Origin of the sequence: Pseudomonas sp. CIP-10, assembly GCF_020911845.1 — a bacterium.
In the GTDB taxonomy this organism is placed as follows: Bacteria; Pseudomonadota; Gammaproteobacteria; order Pseudomonadales; family Pseudomonadaceae; genus Aquipseudomonas; species Aquipseudomonas alloputida.
Genome location: NZ_CP087160.1, coordinates 3,605,513 through 3,620,965 on the forward strand (window position 1 = coordinate 3,605,513; position 15,453 = coordinate 3,620,965).

Below are 15,453 nucleotides of genomic sequence, written 5' to 3' on the forward strand. Positions count from 1 at the left end.
TTTCTTGAGAAGCAAACAACGACAAGGCAATGTTCGGCGTGGGAGCGGGTTCACTCACGAACGTGACGCAGCCGGTGACAGGCGCCACGTTCGCTCGATCAGACGGTGGCCAACACCGCCTTGGCTTTCTCCAGCGCCATGCGCGCGCGCTGTTCGCCGCTGATGCCCTGCTCCAGCAATTGCCGCGTGGGGATTTCCAGGCTCAGCGGCACGCTCGGCGGCAAGGCGCGCAACAGGCCAACCAGGTCGGCGTCGCCATCACCCGGGAAGCGTCGCTCCTTACGCGCCTGGCGCAGGATCTCGTCCATGTCAGCCGGTACCGGGCCAGCAACGTCACACAGTTGGGCATAGCGCATGCGCTGCGGCTTCAGCTGCGCCAGGTCGTCCAGCGAAGAGCCGGAGCGGTTGAAGTGGAAGGCATCCACCAGTACGCAGCCATTGACGCGGTCGGCGTTGGCCACCACCCGCATGGCCTGGCGCAGGTCACGTACGTCGGTCCAGGGCATGAACTCCAGGTGAGGGTGAATGCCGTATTGCGCCGCCAGCTCGCACAATGCGGCAAAGCGTTCGGTCAGGCGCGCTTCGTCAGGGTCGTTGCCCGCTACCAGCAATTCAGTGCCACCCAACCCGGCGCCCACCGCCAGGATCGCTTCGAAATCGGCCACACAGGTGGCCGGTTCAAGACGCAGGATCTCCAGGTCAAGCACCTTGATACCCGTGTCGCGCAAGCGCGCCTGGGTTTGCCGGCGCAGTTCGGCATCGGCGACCAACGGGAAATGCCGCTCCTGTTCGGTGGCTGGCACCAGCCGTAGACCGACATGGCTGTAACCCGCTCGGGCGGCGGCCTCGACCATGTCCGGTGGAGACAGCTCGAGCACCGTCAGGGCCGCGAGGGAAAAAATTCGATCAGTCATTTATCATCACCCGCCATAGTAAGGTTGTATCAGCCAATGTGCTCGGGCGCGCAAGCCCGACCGCTTTGGGCTGCCTGCCTTATCGCTTCGATCAGCGCCAGTGTGCGCCCCCCGTCGGCAGCGTCGATCAGCGGCGCCTGTTCACCCCGGGCAACCCGCACAAAATGCTGCAATTGCAGGGTCAATGCCTCGCCGGCGGGGATGCTCTCCGAGCTTTGCAACAGGGGCGTATGCCAGCCCGAGCCTGCCTCGGCGTAATGCCAGCGCTTGAGCTGGGGAATGCTCAGTGCTCCTTGGGTACCGGCCAGCAGATAGCACGGCTGGCCATCCTGGCGCGGGTACACAGGGCTTTCGCCAGCATCCAGCTCCCAGCTCCACGGTGCAGCCACCGCGTCGGACCCGGTCAGGCTGCCCAAGGCACCGTTGGCAAACTGCAGCAGCACCGCGGCGCTGTCTTCGTTGGCAAAACCGCGGACATCGTTGCGGGTGAAGGCCTGCACCTGCACCACCTCGCCGCACAGGTAACGCAACAGGTCAAGGTCGTGGATCAGGTTGGTCAGCAAGAAACCGGCCCCTGGCTCGCGACGCCAGGGCGTTTCGAAATAGCTGTCGGGCTTTTGCAGTTGCCACAGCGCGGTGACGTTGATCAAACGGCCCAGCTTGCCTTCGTTGATCACCTGGTGCGCCTTGGCGATCAGCGGATTGTGTCGGCGATGGTGCCCTACAAGCACCGGCACACCTCGGCGGCGTGAGGCTTCCACCAGTGCACGCACTTCATCCAGGTTCACGCCCACCGGTTTCTCCACCAGCACAGGCACTCCGGCCTCGACACAATCCAGGGCGGTGGCGACATGCAGGTTGTTGGGGTTAGCGACGATCACTGCCTCGGGGCGCGCATGCGCCAACATGTGCCGGTGGTCGGCAAAGCAGGGCACACCACACTCGGCAGCGAAGGCCTCGGCCTGCGGGCCGGGGTCGGCTACCGCACACAGTTGGGCTTGCGGCACATTGCGCAAGTGCTGGTAATGCTGCCGGCCCATAATGCCGGCGCCAATCAAGGCAATACGAAGGGGTGCGTTCAACAGCCTGTCCTCTTGTCATTGTTGTTATGAAATTTTGAAACCGGGTTCCAAAATTCATACTCGACAATTTAGAACCAAGTTCAGCTTTTCAGAAGAACGGGCGCAACAGACTGTGCGGTAATCGACCGGAATATCCTCTCAGGCAAACAGCTCGCTGGCGGGACTGGCCGCCGACAGCTCTTCTGCCGCCGACAGCAATAGCGGTGCCAGCGCGGTAAGGCGGCTTTGTGCCAGCCGCGCGCTGGGCCCCGCGATGCTCAGCACGCCGATCACCTCGTCACTTTGCGGGCGGCGTACCACTGCGGCCAGGGCTGAGGTGCCGATGGCGGAGGTCTCCTCGACCCAGGCATACCCACGCTCGCGGGCGCGGTGCAGGTAGGCGAGCAGCTCGTCGGTGGAGCGTGGCGCGTTCGGGCCGAACTGGTCGGGGTCGGCAATACCTTGGCGCAACACCATCTGCAGCGCCTGCTCATCGTCCAGGCTGGCCAGCCAGGCATGCCCGGAGGCGGTATAGAACAGCGGCGCGTCGCGCCCCATATCCGGGTCGTAGCGCAGCCCGGAGCGGGCCCCCTGAGACTTGGCGATCCAGGTTTGCCGGGCACCGTCGATCACCCCAAGGCGCACCAGCTCACCGCTGTCCTGGGCCAGGCGGTCAAGAATCGGCTGGATGATGTCGGCACCGTTGCTGGCGAGGTAACGAAAGCCCAGCGCTACCAGCTTGGCCGACAGCTGATAGCGGCTGTTTTCCCGGTTCTGGCGCACGTAGCCCAGCCGCACCAGCTCCGTGAGCATGCGGTGGGCAGCGCTTTTGGGAATGTCCAGGCGCTCGGCCAGGGTTTGTAACGGCAGCCCTTGGGGTTCACCGGTAAGGCTTTCTACAAGACTGAAGGCGCGTTCGATCTGACTACCAGCCATGTCACAGGTCCCTGATTTTTTTGCGGATTCTAGAAGATGATTCCACATCGTCGCTAGCCAGCGCAGCTCGGGCCACCTCGAATGTCCGATGATCGCCCAGTTCTTGCCTGACATGACCAACCTGACCTTGCAGGACCACCCGCTGCCGATAAGAATGTGGAACATTGTTCTAATAAAAGCACAGGAAACCCGCAATGCCTTCCGCTCCTCTCGAAACCGAATGCGATGTACTGGTCATAGGTTCTGGCGCCGCCGGGCTGGCGGCGGCCGTCACGGCTGCCTGGCATGGGCAGAAGGTGATCGTGGCGGAGAAAGAACCGGTGTTTGGCGGTGCCACCGCCTGGTCCGGCGGCTGGGCCTGGGTGCCACGCAACCCGCTGGCGCGCAGGGCCGGCATCGAGGAAGACATCGAGCAGCCGCGGACTTATCTGCGCCATGAGCTGGGGGCAAACTACAATGCCGAGCGCGTCGATGCCTTCCTTGAGGCGTGCCCGCACATGGTGGCGTTTTTCGAGAAGTACACGGCGTTGCAGTTTGCCGACGGCAACGGCATCCCGGACATGCATGGCGATACGCCGGGGGCAGCCATTGGCGGCCACCAGGTGATCGCCGCGCCCTACGATGCCCGCGAGGTTGGCGCCCTGCTGCCACGCTTGCGCAAGACCATGCGCGAAACCTCGTTCATGGGCATGCCGATCATGGCCGGTGCCGACCTTGCCGCCTTCCTCAACATGACCCGCTCACCCAAAGCCCTGCTGCACGTGTGCAAGCGCTTTGGCCGCCACCTGTACCACCTGGCCCGCCATGGTCGGGCCATGCACCTGGTCAACGGTGTGGCACTGGTGGCGCGCCTGGCTAAATCGGCACAGGACCTGGGTGTGCGCCTGCAAGCGTCGGCGCCGGCCAAACGCCTGCTGATCGAGAATGGCCAGGTACGCGGGGCGTGGGTCGCGACGCCACAGGGCGAGCAGCTGATCCGCGCCAAGGCCGTGGTGCTGGCGGCAGGTGGTTTCCCCAATGACAACGCCCGGCGCCAGCAACTGTTCCCGCGCGATGCCAGCGGCCACGACAACCTGGCGCTGCCGCCCAAGGGGTGTTCTGGCGATGGCCTGTGCCTGGGCGAATCCGCCGGCGGTGTGGTTGCCACCGACCTGAAGTCGCCGGTGGCCTGGGCACCGGTTTCACAGGTGCCGTATCGCGACGGCAGCGTCGGCCACTTCCCGCACATTATCGAGCGCGGCAAACCGGGCGTTATCGGTGTGCTGGCCAACGGCAAGCGTTTCGTCAACGAAGCGCATGGCTATTACGACTATGTGTCGGCCATGGTCGCTGCAGTGCCGCAGGGCCAGGAGGTGTGCTCGTGGCTGGTTTGCGATCATCGCTTCTTGCGCCGCTATGGCCTGGGGCATGCCCGCCCGGCACCGCTGCCGGTAGGGCCGCATGTGCGCAACGGCTACCTGAAACGCGGCGCCACGCTCGAGCAGCTCGCCCAGGCCTGCGGCATTGACCCGTCTGGGCTGCGCGCCACGGTCACTGACTTCAATAACCATGCCCGTAACGGCCAGGACCCGGCGTTTGGCCGCGGTTCCACGCCGTTCAACCGCAAGCAGGGTGACCCACAGCACAAGGGCCCTAACCCGTGCGTGGCGCCCATCGAGCACGGGCCGTTCTATGCGGTGAAAGTAAAGCCCGGCTGTTTTGGCACCTTCGCCGGGTTGCGCACCGACGGCAATGCCCGTGTACTGGATGAGGCCGGGCAACCGATTGCAGGCCTGTACGCAGCAGGTACCGACATGGCCAGCGTGTTTGGTGGCTGGTACCCGTCGGGTGGCATCAACCTGGGGCCGGCGCTGACCTTTGGCTATGTCGCCGGGCGGCACATTGCCGGGGTGCAGGGGTATGAGTGAGCTGACCCACAATACCCGGGTGGTCGGCGCTCTGCAGGAGGACGCAGGGAAAGGCCGTGGCGCTTGAATCGAGCGCCACGCGGTCTGATTTTTCAGCGCTGTCGTCCCTCAGCTCACAGGTCTCGCTGCGCTGCGCTCCTGAATCTGCGCCAGCCAGTAGACCACATCCACCTCGTCAATCTGCTCGGTGCGCAGGAAGCGCTCGGCATATTGGCGGTATACCCCGCTGCTGAGGAACAGTTGTAGCAGTTGCCCGTCGACGTGCCCCTCGCGGGCCATGGCCACCAGGATCTTCACCGATTCGGACAGCGTCTTCGGGGGTTTGTAAGGCCGGTCTGCTGCCGTCAGTGCTTCGAAGATGTCGGCAATCGCCATCACCCGCTCGGCGATGCCCAGGTCCTGCCCGCCCAGGCGGCGCGGATAGCCGCTGCCGTTCATCTTTTCGTGGTGGTTGCCGGCGATGTCGGGTACCCGCTTGAGCTGGCGCGGGAGCGGCAGTGCGCTGAGCATGATGATGGTCTGCACGATGTGTTCGTTGATCTTGAAGCGTTCTTCGTCAGTCAGCGTGCCACGGCGGATCGACAGGTTGTACAACTCGCCGTAGTTGCTGGCGTGGCCTGGCAGGTGCATGTCGAACCCCCAGATATTACGCGGGTCGTCCTTGACCACCGGCGGCGTGCGGGTGCCCCAGTGCACGCAGTGCTCGGGGCGATCAGCCAGCAATGGCTCCTCTGTCGGCAGTGCAGGCTGCGGCACGCCGACAAGGCGTTCCGCCTCGTCACGGGAGATGCCCAGGCGGTTATCGAAATGGCGCAGCCAGCGGCGCTTGCCGATCACCTGCAAACGCTGGATATCGGTGTCCTGCATGAACTCGCCGCCGATGTTGGCCTGGGCGACGAAAGCGAAGTCGTCCTGCAGCTCGGCCTGGCTTCGCTGCAGTGCGGCTTTCAGCACCTGCTGGTCGGCGCCACTGGCCAGGCCTTGCCAGTAGGCCAGCTCCGCATCGCGCCACAGCACTTCGAAACGCATGCGGACTTCGTGGATGCGGTTGTACAGGGTCTCCAGCTTGGTCGCCTTGTCCACCACGTACTCGGGGCTGGTGACCTTGCCACAATCGTGCAGCCACGCTGCCACACGGAACTCGTACCGTTCTGCCTCGGTCATGCTGAAGCTGGCGAACGGGCCGCTGTCGGCTGCCACTGCCTGATCCAGCAGCATCTGCGCCAGCTGAGGCACCCGCTCGCAGTGGCCACCGGTATAGGGGCTCTTGGCATCGATGGCGTCTGCCAGCAGCTTGATCATGGCGTCCAGCAGGCGTTGCTGGGCTTCGACCAACTGGCGGGTTTCGATAGCCACCGCAGCCACTCCGGACAATTCCTCGACAAAGCGCCGGAATGCCTCGCCCACCCGCTCCTGCGCCTGCTCTTCGTCCATTTGCAGGACCAGGATACCCAACAGTGCCTGGCTACGGTCATTCAGCACCACGGCCAGACTGCGCTCATGCAGGCCGAGGGCCTGGGTCACTGTTACAGCCAAGTGCTGCCGGGCGCCCTCATCCACTGCCAGCTCGCTTGGGTAGTGTTCACCGCGGCACGAGGCGGCCAGGCGCAGCAAAGCCTGTTCAGCGTCATACAGGTAAACCCCGCCGGCGTCGCCCCCGGCAGCTTCTACCAGATGGTTCAGCACGCCGTCGAGCATGCGCTCCAGGTTTCGCTCACGGCTGAGCGTAAGGGTAATCGCCTGAAAGTGGCGAATGGTACCGGACATGCGGCTCAGCACGCGGCTCAGTTCACGCACCTCGGAAACCCGCGAGTGCACGCCCACCTCACGGCTGAAATCAAAACTGGCCAAGCCTTGAACCTGCTCGCGCAACAGCCGCAGCGGGCGGCCAATGCGCTGGCCAAGCACACCGCCGAGCACCAGCAGCACGGCCATCAGCGCCACGGTCCAGAGCAACTGCTCGTACAAGACTTTGCGCGCCCCCACCAGTAACTCGTGGCCGGGTACGGCAATCAGCACGTACAAGTCGTGCCCGGCCAGGGTGGTCAGATGCACACGAATGCCATACCAGGTCTGGCCATCCACCTGATAAGGCTGAGGCTGGTTGCCCTTGGGCAGGTCAGCGTATAGCCGCGCCAGGCTGGGAGCGCCCAGCTCGGCGACACGCGACAGGCGCACGCCTTGCCCTTCGTGCACGATTGCCCGCTGCGGGTCCGGATAGGCCACAACGTTGCCCTGGTCATCGACCACCACGATCTCGGTACCCGGGGTCATGCGCAGGTCCTGAGCCTCGCTGGCCAAGTCGTTGACCGAGACATCCAGGCCGATCACGGCGCCACCGTCGACGCTACGTTGGGCCATGGTCAAGCCGACCTCGCGGGTGGTGAAGAACACATAAGGGCGGGTCAGTACAGTAGCGGGTTGTACCGTGGCGTCAGCGAACCAGGGGCGCAGGCGTGGATCGTAGCGATAGTCAGGTTTGGCCTGGGCCTGCAACAGGTTCAGCGCCCGATCATAAAAACGCCACTCGCCCTGCACCTTGGCGCCCTCGCCATGGCTGACGCTCTGCACCAGAAATGCCGTGCCCGGTGGAGCGGCGAAACGCTGCATCAGCTGCGGGTCATGCAGGCGACGCACCAGCAGGAACTCGCCGCTGGGGTAACCCAGATAGGCGGCGCTGAGCATGCGGTTGGCGTCCAGCATTTCCACCAGTTGTGGCAGCCGATCCAGGCGCTGTGCCTGGGTGTGCACAGTCGGGTTGTGGGCAAGCAGGCGAATGCTGCTTTGCGCAGGCTCGATCAGGCGCCTGGCGCGCTCGTCGATCGTCTTGGCAACCTGCTGGGCGGCATCGCCAGCAGCAGCCACAAGGGTTTGGCGAATACCGCGGTACCCCTGCCAGGCCAGGGCAGCGCCGAGCAGCAGCATGCCCAGCACGATGGCCAGCGCCACCAGCCACTGCAGTGAAATACCACGTCCTCTATTGCCAACGACACGCCCCGTCGACACGCAGCCCATCCCAGGTACTCCATGTGCGGCACATTGCCTTGGCTGATGTCTGCAGCAGTGTAGAGTGCATGTGAGCGTTCTGCCGGGTCGGCAACACGTTTACAGACGATCGTGCAAGGCTTTGTACCGCGACGCAGGCGACGTGGGCCATGATCAGGAAATCAGTCGCGCAACTGGTACCAGGTGGTCTTGAGCTGCGAATACTTGTCGAACGAATGCAGTGACAGATCACGGCCAAACCCCGACTGCTTGCCCCCACCGAACGGCACCGTCACATCCAGCGCATCGACCGTGTTCACCGATACGGTACCGGCTTTCAACGCCCGCGCTACCCGGTGCACCTGGTTGAAGTCGTCGCTCCACACCGAGGCTGCCAGGCCATAGATGCTGTCGTTGGCCAGGCGCACCGCTTCTTCTTCGGTGTCGAAGGCGCTGACCGCCAGCACCGGGCCGAACACCTCCTCCCGCGCCAGGCTCATGCGGCCGTCGACACCGGCAAAAATGGTCGGCTCGATGTAGTTGTCCGAACCTTCGACGGTCAGGCGTCGGCCGCCACACACCAATCGCGCGCCCTCTTGCCCGGCACGCACGATGGCGGCCTCGATGCGGCCGGTCTGCTCGGCATCGACAATGGCCCCGGCGCGGCTCGCCGGATCCAGCGGGTTACCGGGCAGCCACTGGCGAGCCTTGGCCTGCAGGCGCTCGATGAACTCATCGTGGATGGCACGCTGCACGTACAGCCGCGAGTTGGCCGAACACACCTCCCCCTGGTTGAAGAAAATGCCGAAGGCGGCCTTTTCCGCCGCCAGGTCCAGGTCCTGGCAGTTGTCGAACACCAGGTTTGGGCTCTTGCCGCCGCACTCCAGCCACACCTGCTTGAGGTTGGACTGCGCCGAGTACTGCATGAAGTACTTGCCCACCTGGGTGGAGCCGGTGAATACCAGGCAGTCCACATCCGGGTGCAGGCCCAGCGCCTGCCCGGCCTGCTCGCCCAGGCCCGGCACTACGTTCAGTACACCTTCCGGCAACCCCGCTTCCAGCGCCAGTTGGGCCAGGCGCAGGGCCGAAAACGGTGATTGCTCGGCGGGCTTGAGTACCACGCTGTTACCGGCAGCCAGCGCCGGGGCCAGCTTCCAGGCGGCCATGTCGAGGGGGAAGTTCCACGGCACCACGGCCGCGACCACGCCGAGGGCTTCGCGGGTGATGGTGGCCAGCGCCGTGGGCGCCGTGGGCGCCACCTGGTCGTACAGCTTGTCCAGCGCTTCGCCGTACCAGCCGAACACATGTGCCGAGCCCGGCACGTCGATGGTGTAGGCGTCCATCACCGGCTTGCCCATGTTCAGCGAGTCCAGCAAGGCCAGTTCTTCACGATGGGCCATGATCAGCTCGGCCAGGCGCAACAGCACCTTCTTGCGCTCGCCCGGCGCCATGCGCGGCCAGGGGCCGTGCTCAAAGGCTCGACGGGCGCTGGCGACGGCCAGGTCGACCTCGGCCTGGCCGCAGGCGGTAACCTGTGCCATTACGTTGTGGGTGGCGGGGTTGATGGCTGCGAAGGTGGCGCCATCCTGTGCGTTGACGGGTTTGCCGCTGATAAGCGCCTGGGATGGCAGGTACAGATCCGAAGCGCGCTGTTGCCAGAATTCGAGGGTATACATGTGTACTCCTGGTAAGCATTGGAGCAATCTTTTGGATGGGGGCGTCGTCCCACGGATGAATCGCCGGGGCTGCTTTGCAGCCCAATCGCGACACAAGGCCGCTCCCACAAGAACAGCGTTGCCCCTGCAAGCGACGCGATTGCTGTGGGAGCGGCCTTGCGTCGCGATCGGGGCGCGAAGCGCCCCCAGAAGGCTTAGAGCTTGCCGACCAGCCGCGCCGTGCGGTCTACGGCTATCCGGGTCTTCTCCACCAGCTCATCCAGCTCGCTGTGGTTGGCGATCAAGGCCGGGGCCATGATCATCCGGCCCAGGGTCGAGCGAATGATCACCCCTTCCTCGAAACCAAAGGTGCGGCACTGCCAGGCCAGGTCGTTCTCGTTGGCAAAGCGCTTGCGCGTCGGCTTGTGCTCGGCAAACTGCAGCGCCGCCACCAGCCCGGCCCCTTGCACCTGGCCGATCAATGGGTGATCGGCAAACACTTCGCGCAGAATGCGCTGCAGGTACGGCCCCGTGTCGTCCTTCACCTGGCGCACGATGCCTTCGTCACGCAGCGCCTTCAGGTTGGCGATGGCCACTGCCGCCGCCACCGGGTGGCCGGAATAGGTCAGGCCGTGGGCAAATACCCCGCCGCGCTCCACCAACGCCTCGGCAATGCGCTTGCTCAGCACCAGGCCGCCCATGGGCACATAGCCGCTGGTCAGGCCCTTGGCAATCGACAGGGTGTCGGGCTCGAAGCCGAAGTATTCATGGGCGAACCATTCGCCGGTGCGGCCAAAGCCACCGATCACCTCATCGGCGCACAGCAGCACGTCGTACTGGCGGCAGATACGCTGGATTTCCGGCCAGTAGCTTTCCGGCGGGAAGATCATGCCGCCGGCCCCCTGGAAGGGTTCGGCAATGAAGCCGGCAACGTTCTCGGCACCCAGTTCGAGGATCTTTTCCTCCAGCTGCAGGGCGCAGCGGCGGCCGAACTCGGCCGGGGTCAGTTCACCGCCCTCGGCGTACCAGTAAGGTTCGTCGATGTGTGCCACATCCGGAATCAGCCCGCCCATGTCGTGCATGAACTTCATCCCGCCCAGCGCCGTGGCCGCCAGGGTCGAGCCGTGGTAGCCGTTCCAGCGGCCGATCATGATTTTCTTGCCTGGCTGGCCAACCACCTGCCAGTAGCGACGCACGGTGCGGATCAGTACCTCGTTGGCCTCGGAGCCGGAGTTGGTGTAGATCGCGTGGCTGTAGTGCCCCGGCAGCAGGCTGAACAGCAACTCGGACAGTTCGATCACCGCCGGGTGGGTGGTGTGGAAAAACATGTTGTAGTAGGCCAGCTGATCCATCTGCGTGGCTGCGGCGGCCGTCAGGTCACGACGGCCATAACCGAGCTGGGTGCACCACAGGCCGGACATGCCATCCAAGTAACGCTTGCCCTCGCTGTCCCACAGGTGCAGGCGTTCGCCACCGACGATCACCCGCGGCCCTTCGGCGTTCAGCGCCTTCTGGTCGAGGAAGGCATGAATGTGGTGGGCGGCATCGGCTGCCTGATAGTCACGGGTCTGGCGTTGCGGGGCGAAAGGCGCGTTCATTGTTGGTTTTCCTTTGCGGTGGGGTTGCAGGGCAGCTGGCGCTCAGCGCAGCTTGCCCATGTAGCTTTCCAGCGGGTCCTTGCCCAGCACGCCCTGGGCATTGGCCAGTGCGTCGATGAACAGGGAGAACAGTTCGGACTGGGTGCCGATGTCGAGCTTGACGTAGACGTTCTTGCGGTGCGACTTGATGGTGTCTTCCGACACCCCCAGCCGCTCGGCCAGCGACCTGGTCGAGTGACCACGCAGGATCAGCTGGGCGATACGGCATTCACGCTCGGTCAGCAGCGAGCTGCCGAAATTGTTCAGCGCGGCATGAATACGTTGCTCGAGGATGTTCTCGAAGCGCCCTGCGCGGCTGTCCAGCCCGGCAAAATGCTTGCCGAGTACCGCCAGTACCCAAGGCGTGATGAGCCCGAACCGCGTGCGGCTTTGCCCATCCAGCTTGTCGGTGAAGGCCAGCGACACCGCCAGGCTTTGCCCGGGCGCCACCTGCAGGATGTAGTTGAGTTCGTCCTCCAGGTGCGAGTGGCGGTAGAACGATTGGTAGTATTCGCTGACCTCGAAGTGATCGGGCGCCACTTCGAACAGGCCGTAGCAGCCGGATTCGACCTGTTCCACACAAGCACCGTAGAACGGGTCAAGCAGGTAGAAGCCCGACAGGTAGCGGCTGACATTGCCCTCGGGCTGCCAAGGTGCCTTGTCATCCTGCTCGAACAGCGCACAGGGCATGCCGTCGTGCGGGTACAGGTACACCGTGGTCGCCTGGATCGGCCGTATCACACTCAATGCAGCAAACAGGCTGGCGGCAAAGCCCGGCCGGCCGATCGCCTCGGTGACCTTGGCCTGGTGCTCGAACCATTGTGCTGAAAGCAATTGATTAGTCACTGTAAGCCTGCCGTTTCTTCTCAGTGGCACCGCCGCCGGTGCGGTGCGTCGTTGAGCAGATACTCCCACGGGGCTGCAGGCACCGGAATCACCCTTTGGGGTGAGCCGGGCAAGGGCAGTGGCCGCTCACCCCAAAGGGTGATTCCGGGTGCCTGCAGGGTGTGGGAGCATCAACCCGCCCCAGCGCTGCGAGCTTTCCGCTCGACCTCCTTGCACAGCACCTAACGGTTGCGAGCCTGCTCGCCTGCCGCGGTGTCCTGCATCCCTTTTCAGGAGTTAGCAATGCATACAACAACAAGTACAGCCCATAGCCCCGCCCCGCATGCACCCTCGCAACCCGGCACCAGCACCGGCCGCTTCCGCAAGTCCATGAGCATGACCGCCCTGGTGCTGTTTGGCCTGGCCTACATGGTGCCCCTGGCCGTATTCACCACCTACGGGCTGGTCACCCAGATGACCAAAGGGCACCTGCCCACCGCCTACCTGCTCACGCTCGCCGCCATGCTGCTGACCGCCTACAGTTACGGCCGCATGGTCCAGGCCCACCCCTACTCCGGCTCGGTCTACACCTACACGCGCAAGGCCTTCGGCAGCCATATCGGCTTCATCACCGGTTGGACACTGCTGCTCGATTACATCTTTCTGCCGCTGCTCAGCTACCTGCTGATTGGCATCTACATGTCGGAATACTTCCCGACCATCCATGCCTGGGTGTGGGTGGCGGGCTCCATTGCCCTGGTCACCTTCCTCAACCTGATCGGCATCGAGTCGATCACCCGAGTCAACTGGATCCTGGTGGTGGTGCAATTGGTGTTCATCATCGTCTTCGTCGCCCTGTCCATTCTCAAGCTCAGCGGACAGGCGGAGCCGGTGTCGCTGCTGGCCCCCTTGCACCACGAAGGCTTCAGCGTGCCGTTGATCATGACCGGCGCCGCCGTGCTGTGCCTGTCGTTCCTCGGCTTCGATGCGGTATCGACCATGGCTGAGGAAACCAGTAACCCGACCTACCGCATTCCCGTGGCGATTCTGGCGGTGTCGTTGATCGGCGGCCTGCTGTTTCTGGTGGTGTCTTATTGCGCACAGATGGTGTTCCCCGATTGGGGCAGCTTCGCCGATCCGGATTCGGCGTCGGTCGACGTGATGCGCCGGGTGGGCGGCGAGCTGCTGGTAACCGCCTTCACCGCGACCTACGTGGCCGGCTGCTTCGCCTCGGCCATGGTGTCCCAGGCCAGCGTGTCGCGCGTACTGTTCGCCATGGGCCGCGACGGCGCATTGCCGCGGGCATTCGGCCAGCTGGTGACGAAAAAGCGCGTGCCGGCCACTGCCATCCTGGTGGTCAGCCTGCTGTCGCTGATCGCCCTGGTGATTACCCTGGATACCGTGGCGAACATGATCAGCTTTGGCGCACTGTTCGCCTTTTCAGCGGTGAACCTGGCAGTGGTCAAGCACTACCTGGTTGACCAGAAACTGCGCGGTTGCCGCAACTGCCTGCTGTACGGCGCCATTCCCGGCCTGGGCTTTCTCAGCACGCTGTGGCTATGGAGCAGCCTGACCAGCCTGTCGTTCACCATCGGCCTGTGCTGGATGGGCCTGGGCCTGTTGGTGCTACTGGGGCTGACCCGGGCGTTGCGCGTGAAGCTGCCAGAGTTGCAGATGGCCGAGTGAGCCCTGACGCCTTGCATGACCGCTCCTGCAGGGCATCGCGAGAACCCGGGTGATAACTGCTCGTTATCACCCGATCCGGATTAATCATTATTCAGCCCCCCGTTCGCCCCCTACAGTCCTGACCAACGATTGTCATTGCCAACGGGAAACGAAATGTCCATCGAACACCGCCTGAACCACATCGCCGGCCAGCTCAGTGGCCACGGTGACGTGCTGCTGCACAGCCTCGACGCCCACACCGGTGAAGCACTGCCCTACGCCTTCCACCAGGCGACCGGCGACGAGGTGGAGGCCGCCGCGCAGGCCGCCGAGGTGGCCTACCCGAGCTACCGCAGCACCCGCCCGGACCAGCGCGCCGCTTTTCTCGACGCGATCGCCAGCGAACTGGACGCGTTGGGTGATGACTTCATCCAGGACGTGATGCGCGAAACCGCACTGCCTGAAGCACGCATCCGCGGCGAACGCAGCCGCACCAGCAACCAGCTGCGCCTGTTTGCCGAGGTGGTACGGCGTGGCGACTTCTACGCTGCACGCATCGACCGCGCCCTGCCCCAGCGCACCCCGCTGCCGCGCCCGGACCTGCGCCAGTACCGCATCGGCGTGGGCCCGGTGGCCGTGTTCGGCGCCAGCAACTTCCCTCTGGCCTTCTCCACCGCTGGCGGTGACACCGCTTCGGCGCTGGCCGCCGGCTGCCCGGTGGTGTTCAAGGCACACAGCGGGCACATGCTCACTGCGGCCCATGTGGCCGCGGCCATCGACCGAGCAGTGACCGGCAGCGGTATGCCGGCAGGCGTTTTCAACATGATCTACGGTGCCGGTGTGGGCGAAGCGCTGGTCAAGCACCCAGCCATCCAGGCAGTCGGCTTTACCGGCTCGCTGCGCGGTGGCCGCGCCCTGTGCGACATGGCCGCAGCGCGCCCGCAGCCGATCCCTGTGTTCGCCGAAATGAGCAGTATCAACCCGGTGATCGTGCTGCCGCAGGCTCTGCAGGCTCGCGGTGAGCAAGTGGCGACCGAGCTGGCCGCCTCGGTGGTGCTGGGCTGCGGGCAGTTCTGCACCAACCCGGGCCTGGTGGTGGGTATCCGGTCGCCACACTTCGAGCATTTCCTGCAAACGCTGGTGGCACGCATGGCCGACCAAGGCCCGCAGACCATGCTCAACGCGGGCACCCTGCGCAGCTACCAGAACGCTGTGCAGCACTTGCTGGCGCACCCGGGTATCCAGCATCTGGCCGGTCAACCGCAAACGGGTAACCAGGCTCAGCCGCAGTTGTTCAAGGCCGACGTGAGCCTGCTGCTCAATGGCGACCCGCTGTTGCAGGAAGAAGTGTTCGGCCCTTGCACCGTGGTGGTTGAAGTGGCCGATGCCCAGCAACTGGCCGAAGCATTGCGTCACCTGCAAGGTCAGCTGACCGCCACCCTGATTGCCGAACCTGACGACCTGCACGCCTTTGCCTCACTGGTGCCGCTGCTGGAACGCAAGGCCGGGCGCTTGCTGCTCAATGGCTACCCGACCGGCGTGGAGGTTTCCGATGCCATGGTGCATGGCGGCCCCTACCCGGCCACCTCCGACGCCCGCGGCACTTCGGTCGGCACCTTGGCCATCGACCGCTTCCTGCGCCCGGTGTGCTTCCAGAACTACCCGGACGCACTGCTGCCGGATGCGTTGAAAAACGCTAACCCGCTGGGGATTGCCCGGTTGCTGGAGGGTGTGAGCAGCCGCGAGGCGGTGTGATCTTTCATGGCTGCAACCCGTGCCGGCCTCTTCGCGGCTCTAGCCGCCAAGAGGCCGCCACTGGCGCTTCGAGCTGTATACAATCAGTAAAAAGCTTGCTTACAATACCGAGC

The 15,453-nt window shown here is 64.4% G+C and carries 10 protein-coding genes; 3 read left to right on the forward strand and 7 right to left on the reverse strand.

Features of this window, described 5'->3' with window-relative positions; genetic code table 11:
- Positions 1-98: 98 nt before the first annotated feature.
- From LMH93_RS16345 to LMH93_RS16355, 3 genes are all read right to left on the reverse strand, one after another.
- Entirely contained in the window at positions 99-914 is an 816-nt protein-coding gene (locus LMH93_RS16345) for a sugar phosphate isomerase/epimerase family protein (protein ID WP_230064375.1), read from the reverse strand.
- A 29-nt stretch (positions 915-943) separates the two neighbouring features.
- Positions 944-1,996 (reverse strand): Gfo/Idh/MocA family protein, encoded by a 1,053-nt coding sequence (locus LMH93_RS16350; RefSeq protein WP_003250855.1) that lies wholly within the window; start codon positions 1,994-1,996, stop codon positions 944-946.
- 138 nt (positions 1,997-2,134) lie between these two features.
- A complete protein-coding gene (locus LMH93_RS16355; protein WP_003250853.1) occupies positions 2,135-2,911 on the reverse strand; it encodes an IclR family transcriptional regulator in 777 nt (258 codons plus the stop codon).
- A 194-nt stretch (positions 2,912-3,105) separates the two neighbouring features.
- On the opposite strand from LMH93_RS16355, the gene LMH93_RS16360 reads away from it, so the two are divergent.
- Positions 3,106-4,818: an FAD-dependent oxidoreductase gene (locus LMH93_RS16360; RefSeq protein ID WP_230064376.1), complete on the forward strand. Its 1,713-nt coding sequence runs from the start codon at positions 3,106-3,108 to the stop codon at positions 4,816-4,818.
- Positions 4,819-4,926: 108 nt separating this feature from the next.
- Here LMH93_RS16360 and LMH93_RS16365 read toward each other — a convergent pair whose 3' ends face one another.
- The 4 genes from LMH93_RS16365 to LMH93_RS16380 form a co-directional block, all read right to left on the reverse strand.
- A complete protein-coding gene (locus LMH93_RS16365) occupies positions 4,927-7,833 on the reverse strand; it encodes an HD domain-containing phosphohydrolase (RefSeq protein WP_230064377.1) in 2,907 nt (968 codons plus the stop codon).
- Between the two features lie 152 nt (positions 7,834-7,985).
- Positions 7,986-9,479: an aldehyde dehydrogenase gene (locus tag LMH93_RS16370; RefSeq protein ID WP_230064378.1), complete on the reverse strand. Its 1,494-nt coding sequence runs from the start codon at positions 9,477-9,479 to the stop codon at positions 7,986-7,988.
- Between the two features lie 194 nt (positions 9,480-9,673).
- Positions 9,674-11,056: an aspartate aminotransferase family protein gene (locus LMH93_RS16375; RefSeq protein ID WP_003250846.1), complete on the reverse strand. Its 1,383-nt coding sequence runs from the start codon at positions 11,054-11,056 to the stop codon at positions 9,674-9,676.
- Between the two features lie 42 nt (positions 11,057-11,098).
- Positions 11,099-11,941: a helix-turn-helix transcriptional regulator gene (locus tag LMH93_RS16380; RefSeq protein ID WP_014859221.1), complete on the reverse strand. Its 843-nt coding sequence runs from the start codon at positions 11,939-11,941 to the stop codon at positions 11,099-11,101.
- 282 nt (positions 11,942-12,223) lie between these two features.
- Between LMH93_RS16380 and LMH93_RS16385 the strand changes: the two genes are divergently transcribed.
- Positions 12,224-13,606: an APC family permease gene (locus LMH93_RS16385; protein ID WP_012052810.1), complete on the forward strand. Its 1,383-nt coding sequence runs from the start codon at positions 12,224-12,226 to the stop codon at positions 13,604-13,606.
- A gap of 153 nt (positions 13,607-13,759) precedes the next feature.
- Positions 13,760-15,340 (forward strand): aldehyde dehydrogenase (NADP(+)), encoded by a 1,581-nt coding sequence (locus LMH93_RS16390; protein WP_003250840.1) that lies wholly within the window; start codon positions 13,760-13,762, stop codon positions 15,338-15,340.
- The last annotated feature ends 113 nt before the right edge of the window (positions 15,341-15,453 follow it).

Coding starts and splice junctions, on each gene's coding strand:
- LMH93_RS16345 (WP_230064375.1), bottom strand. CDS start 914: ATGACTGATCGAATTTTTTCCCTCGCGGCCCTGACGGTGCTCGAGCTG.
- LMH93_RS16355 (WP_003250853.1), bottom strand. CDS start 2,911: ATGGCTGGTAGTCAGATCGAACGCGCCTTCAGTCTTGTAGAAAGCCTT.
- LMH93_RS16360 (WP_230064376.1), top strand. CDS start 3,106: ATGCCTTCCGCTCCTCTCGAAACCGAATGCGATGTACTGGTCATAGGT.
- LMH93_RS16365 (WP_230064377.1), bottom strand. CDS start 7,833: ATGGGCTGCGTGTCGACGGGGCGTGTCGTTGGCAATAGAGGACGTGGT.
- LMH93_RS16370 (WP_230064378.1), bottom strand. CDS start 9,479: ATGTATACCCTCGAATTCTGGCAACAGCGCGCTTCGGATCTGTACCTG.
- LMH93_RS16375 (WP_003250846.1), bottom strand. CDS start 11,056: ATGAACGCGCCTTTCGCCCCGCAACGCCAGACCCGTGACTATCAGGCA.
- LMH93_RS16385 (WP_012052810.1), top strand. CDS start 12,224: ATGCATACAACAACAAGTACAGCCCATAGCCCCGCCCCGCATGCACCC.
- LMH93_RS16390 (WP_003250840.1), top strand. CDS start 13,760: ATGTCCATCGAACACCGCCTGAACCACATCGCCGGCCAGCTCAGTGGC.